The following is a 7975-nucleotide window of genomic DNA, read 5'->3' as shown; positions in this document are numbered from 1 at the left end:
CGGCCGCGTTCGTAGAGCACGCTGCCGGCGATCACGGCGCGGCTTGGTGTCGAGGAACCGGGCATCGAAGTCGAGATCGTCGCCTCGAACCAGGTCGAGAACCTGTTGCGCCGGGATGCCGATATCGCCATCCGCATGGTCAAGCCGGCGCAGAACGAGCTTGTGGCGCGCAAGGTCGCCGACATTCCGCTCTGCGCCTGCGCGGCCATATCCTATCTCGGCAGGGCCGGCCGCCCGCTGGAGCCCGCCGACCTTGCCGGCCATGCGCTGATCGGCTTCGATCGCAGCGACGAGATGATCCGAGGCTTTGCCGGGTACGGCATTCCGGTCAGCCGCAGCAGCTTTCGCTTCAGGACCGACAATCAGATCGTTTTGTGGGAGGCGGTGCGGGCCGGTAATGGCATCGGCCTTGGCCAGCGTCCGCTGGCCGCGCGCGATCCGCTGGTGGAGATCGTGCTGCCACAGCTTCCACTGCCGGTGCTGCCGGTGTGGCTGGCCATGCATCGCGACGTGCGCAGCAGCGTGCGCATCCGCCGCGTCGCGGACTTCCTCTACGAGGAGCTGAAGCGCTATTCGGCCGGCGCCGGCTAGCCCATGATGCCGAAAAGTGTGAAGCGGTTTTCGGACGGCATCATGCTCTATTTCTCTGATCTCAGAGCCGGATGGATTTCAGGTCGATCCGACCTGAAATCCATCCGGCTCGGGAGCGAACTCGGCGCGGTGAGCAAGCCCGGCCATCAGCAGGACGACGATCAACAGCCCCGACAGGGCGACGAAGATCGGGCCGAAGCTCGAATGCTCGGCGACGAAGCCGATCGCCGACGGCGCCACCAGTATGCCGGAATAGCCCATGGTGGTGACGACGCTCATGCCGGTGCCGGATGACATGCCTTCCTGGTTGCCGCCGGCCGAGAAGATGATCGGCACCATATTGGCGATGCCGAAGCCGCAAAAGGCAAAGGCGGCGATCGCAAGCCAGGGCGAGGGCGACAGGCCGGCCACCAGCATGCCGGCGGCGGCGGCAAGGGCCGAGCCGCGCAGCGTCGCCACCGCGCCGAAGCGGTTGCGCACGCCGTCGCCGAGGAAGCGCATCAATGCCATGACGCCGGAAAAGGCCGCGTAAGCAAGGCCGGCGATGGCAAGGTCGGCGCCGAGCTCCTGCTGCAGGTAGAGCGCCGCCCAGTCGAGCACCGCGCCCTCGGAGACCATCGTCAGCAAAGCCATCAGCCCGACCAGATAGACCAGCGGATTCGCCGGCAGTGAGAATTTCCGATGCTCGGCGGCCTCGGGCTTGTCCTCAACAATGAGATAGCCGACAGCGAGCGCGATCACCGCGAAGGCGAGCACCGTCACCACCGTCGCATGGGCGAAATGGCCGTAGTTCTGGATGGCGAAGCCGCCCAGCGCGCCGCCGGCGAAACCGCCAAGGCTCCAGAAGCCGTGTGAGGACGACATGATGGCGCGGGAGAGCCTTCTTTCCACCGCCACCGCGTTGGCGTTCATGGCGACGTCCATGCCGCCGATCGAGCCGCCGAAGATGAACATGGCGATGGCCGCCAGCGGCACATTGGGGGCGAGCGCAACGGCCAGCAGGCCGAGGCTGCCGCACAGGCCGAACCAGCGCAGCACGGCGCGGGAGCCATGCCTGGAGATCAGATGGCCGCACCAGGTCATCGCCGTCACCGCGCCGGCGCCGAACAGGAGGATCAGTAGGCCGAGCGTGAATTTCGAGATGTCTAGCCGGGTCAGGAACACCGGGATCTGCGGTGCCCAGCTGCCGGTCAGAAAGCCGTTGGCGAGGAAGATGCCGGCCACGGCCCAGCGTCCGCGCGTCGCGGCTTGCATCGTGATTTGCACGCTCATGATGTGAAGTACGCCGGTGGATCTGGGCAGAAAATTAGATCGATTCAATTCATAGTCAAGCGCTGAGCAGGCGGAAGTGCTTGGGCCAAAGCTGCGACATCGGGTTGGTCCTCACAGCGTCAACGACAAACTCGTGGACAGGCCATCGGCATGCCGGCGCATGTCATTGCAGGCTGACCGCCAAGTCAGCCAAGGACAGTTATCAAGACATTCGACTCTTGAGAAAATCGGTTATCACACCAGCCGTGATCGCTGGATGCTCCTCAGGGAAGAAGTGTCCTCCCGTCATCGGCCTTCCCTGTACATCGATCGCCCACCGGCGCCAGAGGGCCAAGGGACCCCCAGCATCGTCGTACCAGCTCGCCAAGGCGCCGCTTTCGCTCCAAAGGGCGAGCAGAGGGCAATTGATGCGCCGGCCAGCACCGAGATCTGCCGCGTCGTTCTCGCGGTCGATACTCGACGCTGCGCGATATTCCTCGCAGATTGCATGGATATGGCCAGGATCGCTCAGGGCGGCAATATAGGTCTCTCGAACCCAGTCGGGAAAAACGTCTCGCGGTGTTCCCCACTCACCAAGCGCATTGTCCACGACCGCGCCGGGCGCGGAGAAAATCAGGCGCTCTGGAAGAGGAGATGGTTGCGCGAGCAGCGAAAACGGCCAGAAAGCCAAGGCAAGACGCGCGTCAGCGCGATCCCACACGTCGAAAGTTGGCACAACGTCCAACACCGCGACGTGAGATACGCATGCGGGATGGTCAAGCGCGGCCCGATAGGCAACTCTGCCTCCTCGGTCGTGGCCGACTATGGCGAAGCGATCATGGCCGGCGGATCGCATGGCTTCCACCAGCGTCGTGGCGATCTCGCGCTTCGACATAGCGTCTCTCAAGCGCTCGTCTGGACAATTGCTTCGCCCGTATCCGGGCAGGTCGGCCGCAATCACCTTATATTCGCCGGCCAACAATGGGGCGATCTCGCGCCACATCAGGTTCGTCTCTGGAAAGCCGTGCAGGAGAAGTACGGGAAACCCGTCGCCACCTTCGTAAACGAAAATTGCGCCGCGCTCGCCTTCAACCACGCGGCTTGTGAAGCCGGGAATCTCTGTCGTATCTGTCATCATGACTTTAGAACGGCAACGAGCCGCTAAAGTTCATGGCGGGTCAGCCGAACGAACGTCGTCGCCTTTGAACACAGCACCAGATTCGCTAGTGATCCTTCGGCCGCCTTGCCTCGAACTCGGCCTTTTTGGCCTCCGACGCCTCGGTCTGGTGGAGCGCCTGCCATTCGGCATAGGGCATGCCGTAGACGATCTCGCGCGACTCGTCCTTGGAGAGCGCGACGCCCTCGGCCTCGGCCGCGTCGCGATACCAGTTGGAAAGGCAGTTGCGGCAGAAGCCGGCAAGGTTCATCAGGTCGATGTTCTGCACGTCGCCGCGCTGGCGCAGGTGGTCGATCAGCCGGCGGAAGGCGGCGGCCTCGAAATCGCGCTTCTGCTCGTCGCTGAGTTCGGTCATGTCATGCACTCCTTGGGCCCTTCTCAGGCCCTATGATACCGGCCCGGTGCGCGAGCCGAACATCTTCACCCGATGTATATCGGGACGGCCATCGATCGCGTCAACGATCGGCGCCAACCGCTCGGCCCAGGCGAGGGCGGCCTCGCGCCCGGCGATCAGATCCTGGCGGATCTCGAGCAGCGCGTGGGCAAAGCCGTTGACGATGGCGTGCCGGAACATGGTGTCGCCGCGCAGCGCGCCGTCATAGGGTTCGTTGTCGCCGACGACGAGGTTCTTGTCCTCGGCCAGCATGTCGATCAGCGGTCGCGCCACGCGATCATCCAGGTCCCACAATATGCCGACATGCCAGGGTCGCCGGATGCCTTGCATGACCGGCGTAAAGGAATGGATTGAGAAGATGAAGGGCGCCTTGGCGGAAGCCTCGGCCACCGAGGCGATCATGGCGCCGACGGCGTCGTGATAGGGCCGGTAGAAGCGGTCGAGCCGTCGCTCGCGCTCTTCCTCGGCCATGGGATAGTTTCCGGGCACGATGGTGCCGTCATAGAGCTGGCGGATCAGGGTCGGGTCGTCTTCGCCGCGATTGGGATCGATCAAAAGCCGCGAGAAATTGGCCAGCACCGCCGGCACGCCGAGCGTCGCCGCCAGTTCGCGCGTCACCGTCTCGACGCCGATGTCGTAGGCGATGTGGCGCTCGAACTCGCTCGCCGGCAGGCCGAGGCTGCCATACTCTTCCGGCAGCGCGCGGCGGGCATGATCGCCAAGCAGAACGATGCCTCGCTTGCGGTCGCCTTCGACAATATCGAAAGGCGCGAAAACTGTGGATCGGGTCATCGGCTGGAAATGGTCTGGTCGCTGGCTTCCCGGCAGGGTGGTAACGTCATTCCACGAAGAGGACGCTGGCGCAATGCCGTTGTTTGGCCACGGTTTCTGCGAAGAATCCAACGCATGGCGGCAAATCGCGCCTGGGGCCTTTCTAAATCGATTGGAATTGAACAAAACGGCGCGTTGACATGCGCCCGGAGTTTGCCGAAAAGGGGCGTCGAGAGATGCAGATGTCGTTCTTGAGGGGTTTCAGGATGGGTTCCGCCGGCAGGCCGCGCATGCGCCGCGCCTTCGCCTTGCCGATCCTGACCGTCGCCACCGGGCTCACAGCCATGGTCGCGGCGTCGCCCGCCCGGGCCGATTTCCGCGTCTGCAACGCCACCCAGAACCTGGTCGGCGTCGGCATCGGCTACCGCGCCAAGGCCGGCTGGATCACCGAGGGCTGGTGGCACATCGAAGGGTCGAGCTGCAAGACGCTGATCGAGGGTCCGCTGTCATCAAGGTTTTACTATCTTTATGCAGAAGACGCCGAGCGCGGCGGGCGCTGGGACGGCCCGATCAACATGTGCGTGGCCGAAAAAGAGTTCAAGATCGCCGGCGTAACCGATTGCGTCGCCCGGGGCTTCCAACGCGCCGGATTTCAGGAATATGACACGGGCGAGCAGGCAAGCTGGATGGTCCAGCTGACCGACGAGCCCGCAACGGGAGGCGCACCAGCGGCCCCCGCCCCGGGAACAAACAGTCAATGAGACGTAACCGTAAGGTCAAGATCCTCGCCACCATCGGTCCGGCTTCCTCGTCGGAGGAGATGCTGAAAAAGCTTTTCGAAGCCGGCGCCGATGTCTTCCGCATCAATATGAGCCATACCGACCACGATTTGATGCGCACGCTGGTCGGGCGCATCCGCGCGGTCGAGGAAACGGTCGGCCGTCCAATCGGCATTCTCGCCGACCTGCAAGGGCCGAAGCTCAGGGTCGGCAAGTTCGCCAATGGCAAGGAGACGCTCAGCGTCGGCCAGACCTTCACGCTCGACAACAATCCGGAGCCGGGCACGTCGAGCAGGGTCTATCTGCCGCATCCGGAAATCCTGAGTTCGGTCGAGGCCGGCCATCGTCTTTTGATCGACGACGGCAAGCTGGAGCTCAGGGCGGTGAAGAGCGACGGCAAGTCGATCACCTGCACCGTCGTCGCCGGCACCACGATTTCCGACAAGAAGGGCGTCAGCCTGCCCGACACCGACCTGCCGGTCGGCGCGCTGACCGAGAAGGACCGCGCCGATCTCGACGCGGTGCTCGCGGCAAGCGTCGACTGGGTGGCGCTGTCCTTCGTGCAACGGCCGGAAGATCTCGCCGAAGCGCGCAAGATCGCGCGCGGCCGGGCGCTGATCATGGCCAAGATCGAGAAGCCGCAGGCGGTTACCCGCCTGGCGGAGATCATCGAACTGTCGGACGCGCTGATGGTCGCGCGCGGCGACCTCGGCGTCGAGATGCCACTCGAGGCGGTGCCCGGCATCCAGAAGCAGATCACGCGTGCGGCGCGCCGCGCCGGGAAGCCGGTGGTGATCGCAACGCAGATGCTGGAATCGATGATCACCGCGCCGGTGCCGACCCGCGCCGAGGTGTCTGACGTGTCGATCGCCGTGTTCGAGGGCGCCGACGCCATCATGCTTTCGGCCGAATCCGCCGCCGGCGCCTATCCGGTCGAGGCCGTGGCGATGATGAACCGCATCGCCACCAAGGTCGAAACCGACCCGACCTATGCCGGCATCATCAACGCGCAGCGCTCGGAACCGGAAGCGACGGGCGCCGATGCGATATCGCTCGCCGCTCGCGAAATCGCCGAAACGCTGAAACTGTCGGCGATCGTCACCTATACGGCCTCCGGCACGACCGGCCTGCGCGCCGCGCGCGAGCGACCGCAAGTGCCGATCGTGGCGCTGTCGCCGATCCTCAACACGGCGCGGCGGCTGTCGCTTTTGTGGGGCACGCATTGCGTGGTGTCGCCCGATGCCGTCGACCTCGACGACATGGTCGACCGCGCCTGCCGCATCGCGATCGACGAGGGCTTCGGCAAGCCGGGCGACCGCGTCATCATCACCGCGGGCGTGCCGCTGAGGACGCCGGGCTCGACCAACATGCTGCGCATCGCCTATGTCGGGTCGGAGACGCAGGCCAGCCGCACCTGACTTCTCGGTTTAGCCCGCCGCAGTTCCGAGCGCTCTTGCCGCACCTTCGCCGTGATCGACACGCCGCAGGAAATGGCGAGCGCGAGGGATGGGATCATGCAGATACTGATCCGGCCCGCGCATCTTGCGCCGGTTGAGTTCGGCGGTGTCGAGCAGATCGAAGTCGACCCTTTCGAGCGCGCAGTGCCAACCGGCGCTGTGCGCGGCCCATCCTCTTTTGTGGTGCACCAGAAGCCGCTCGCGCCGGGAATAGCCATGGTAGTCGAAGGCGATCACGCCGTTCGTCACATAGATGTGGTTTCCCGAAAAGCCTTCGCCCGGAATGATCCGCTCGCCGTAAAATCCGCCCTTGGGAGGATGACCGAGGAAAGTGCCCGCAAGGATGTGGCAGGCGCCGTAGCCAAAGAAAATGCGGTCCGGCAGTGCCCAGAATTTTTCGGGGTTTTTCTTGATGCCGTGCTTCAGGACATACATCAGGTCGGCGCCAGCTCGGCGTCGGGCACCGTGATGTCGGGACATTGTCCCTGGTTGTAGGCATCGTCGGCAAGCCGCGCCTCGACCCTCCTCGCCATCGCCTGCAGGTCGATGCTCTTGCCGGCGGTCTTCTCGATGGCGCCGACGACGAGATCCGGCGCGATCCAGTCGGGTTTGTGGCCGAGATTGTGTACCCAGACCAGCTCGGCGCCGGGGATATCGCGGGCAAGGCCGGTCGAATGGATGGTGGCGTAGACCACCTTGTCGTGGTCACCGGAAATGATGACGGTCGGCGCCTTTATGTCATGGTAGTGCGGCGAAGCGTCGAGCGCGTAGCTGTAGAGCCCAGCCACATCGGCGGCGTTGGCGCGAAAGGCGCCTGGCCGCAGCACCAGGGGAATCGAGGCGGCGGCGACGTAGCCGTCCGGCGCCTTGTTGGGAGAAAAGACGCAGGCCGTGGCGGCATCGATGCGCAGCGCTCCGGCCGGATAGGCTAGCGTCTCGGAAAACAGCGGGCCGATCAGCGGAATGGCCGTCAGATTGTAGTACCAGGCCGTCGCCCCGCCCGGCCAGGGATGGCTGGCGGGCGACAGGAAGACGAGGCCCAGCGTCTTGTCCGGATGCTTGCGGGCAAAGGCGGTGGCGACCGCGCCGCCGAAGGAGTGGCCGACGACGATCGCCTTTTTCATGCCAAGCTGATCCATCAGCGCGGCGATGGTGTCGGCCTGCGCCGGCAAGGTCTCGTTGTCGCCGCGCTCCGACCAGCCAAAGCCGGGCCGGTCCAGAAACAGCATCTCGGCCCGGCCTTCGAGCAGCGGCCGCAGCGGCAGCATCTGATCCTTGAGATTGGCGCTGGCGCCGTGGATGAAGACGATCGGCGGCAGCTCCGCATTGGCCGGCGCCGGAACATGGACATAATGGATGCGCGCGCCGCCGATGTCGGCGAAGTCGCCGACCGGCAGGTTGCGGCGCTCGATCAGCCAGGCACCGGCGCGGGTGACGCCGACAAAGGCAAGGACGAGCGCGAGGAAGAAGGCAAACGCAGCGTAGATGAGGTTCATGCGGAGGAAATACGAGCCGGAGAGAAATTAGTTTTGGTAGGGGAGTAGGGGAGTAGGGG

Annotated in this window: 8 protein-coding genes and 1 pseudogene; 3 read left to right on the top strand and 6 right to left on the bottom strand. The window is 64.6% G+C overall.

What is annotated here, in order from left to right; translation table 11 throughout:
- Window positions 1-21: 21 nt before the first annotated feature.
- Window positions 22-591: pseudogene (locus EN780_RS22000) on the top strand (LysR substrate-binding domain-containing protein); the annotation flags it as partial.
- A 78-nt stretch (window positions 592-669) separates the two neighbouring features.
- Here the strand turns inward: EN780_RS22000 and EN780_RS21995 are convergent.
- The 4 genes from EN780_RS21995 to EN780_RS21980 form a co-directional block, all read right to left on the bottom strand.
- A complete protein-coding gene (locus EN780_RS21995) occupies window positions 670-1845 on the bottom strand; it encodes an MFS transporter (RefSeq protein WP_189379564.1) in 1176 nt (391 codons plus the stop codon).
- Between the two features lie 220 nt (window positions 1846-2065).
- The gene (locus tag EN780_RS21990) at window positions 2066-2980 is read right to left on the bottom strand and encodes an alpha/beta hydrolase (RefSeq protein ID WP_348630828.1); all 915 of its coding nucleotides are present in this window, start codon (window positions 2978-2980) and stop codon (window positions 2066-2068) included.
- Between the two features lie 85 nt (window positions 2981-3065).
- Window positions 3066-3374, bottom strand: coding sequence for a DUF1244 domain-containing protein (locus tag EN780_RS21985; protein ID WP_127393989.1), 309 nt, complete (start codon window positions 3372-3374; stop codon window positions 3066-3068).
- A 30-nt stretch (window positions 3375-3404) separates the two neighbouring features.
- A complete protein-coding gene (locus tag EN780_RS21980; protein WP_127393990.1) occupies window positions 3405-4205 on the bottom strand; it encodes an N-formylglutamate amidohydrolase in 801 nt (266 codons plus the stop codon).
- A gap of 269 nt (window positions 4206-4474) precedes the next feature.
- On the opposite strand from EN780_RS21980, the gene EN780_RS21975 reads away from it, so the two are divergent.
- Window positions 4475-4945 carry a DUF1036 domain-containing protein gene (locus EN780_RS21975; protein WP_187331441.1) on the top strand — a complete coding sequence of 157 codons (471 nt, stop codon included), beginning with the start codon at window positions 4475-4477 and terminating at the stop codon, window positions 4943-4945.
- Window positions 4942-6381, top strand: coding sequence for a pyruvate kinase (gene pyk / locus EN780_RS21970; RefSeq protein ID WP_127283856.1), 1440 nt, complete (start codon window positions 4942-4944; stop codon window positions 6379-6381). The genes EN780_RS21975 and pyk overlap by 4 nt, the downstream gene beginning before the upstream one ends.
- Window positions 6382-6390: 9 nt before the next feature.
- Here the strand turns inward: pyk and EN780_RS21965 are convergent, their stop codons facing one another.
- Together EN780_RS21965 and EN780_RS21960 are read right to left on the bottom strand one after the other, a co-directional pair.
- Window positions 6391-6855 carry a hypothetical protein gene (locus EN780_RS21965; protein WP_127393589.1) on the bottom strand — a complete coding sequence of 155 codons (465 nt, stop codon included), beginning with the start codon at window positions 6853-6855 and terminating at the stop codon, window positions 6391-6393.
- Window positions 6855-7916: an alpha/beta hydrolase gene (locus tag EN780_RS21960; RefSeq protein ID WP_127393588.1), complete on the bottom strand. Its 1062-nt coding sequence runs from the start codon at window positions 7914-7916 to the stop codon at window positions 6855-6857. The genes EN780_RS21965 and EN780_RS21960 overlap by 1 nt, the downstream gene beginning before the upstream one ends.
- Window positions 7917-7975 lie beyond the last annotated feature (59 nt).

Origin of the sequence: Mesorhizobium sp. M4B.F.Ca.ET.089.01.1.1, from assembly GCF_004022605.1 — a bacterium.
Taxonomy (GTDB): domain Bacteria; phylum Pseudomonadota; class Alphaproteobacteria; order Rhizobiales; family Rhizobiaceae; genus Mesorhizobium; species Mesorhizobium abyssinicae.
The sequence above is the reverse complement of the archived record's forward strand: the minus strand, read 5'-3'. Positions and strand labels throughout refer to the sequence as shown.

Coding starts and splice junctions, on each gene's coding strand:
- EN780_RS21995 (WP_189379564.1), bottom strand. CDS start 1,845: ATGCAAGCCGCGACGCGCGGACGCTGGGCCGTGGCCGGCATCTTCCTC.
- EN780_RS21990 (WP_348630828.1), bottom strand. CDS start 2,980: ATGATGACAGATACGACAGAGATTCCCGGCTTCACAAGCCGCGTGGTT.
- EN780_RS21985 (WP_127393989.1), bottom strand. CDS start 3,374: ATGACCGAACTCAGCGACGAGCAGAAGCGCGATTTCGAGGCCGCCGCC.
- EN780_RS21980 (WP_127393990.1), bottom strand. CDS start 4,205: ATGACCCGATCCACAGTTTTCGCGCCTTTCGATATTGTCGAAGGCGAC.
- EN780_RS21975 (WP_187331441.1), top strand. CDS start 4,475: ATGCGCCGCGCCTTCGCCTTGCCGATCCTGACCGTCGCCACCGGGCTC.
- pyk (WP_127283856.1), top strand. CDS start 4,942: ATGAGACGTAACCGTAAGGTCAAGATCCTCGCCACCATCGGTCCGGCT.
- EN780_RS21965 (WP_127393589.1), bottom strand. CDS start 6,855: ATGTATGTCCTGAAGCACGGCATCAAGAAAAACCCCGAAAAATTCTGG.
- EN780_RS21960 (WP_127393588.1), bottom strand. CDS start 7,916: ATGAACCTCATCTACGCTGCGTTTGCCTTCTTCCTCGCGCTCGTCCTT.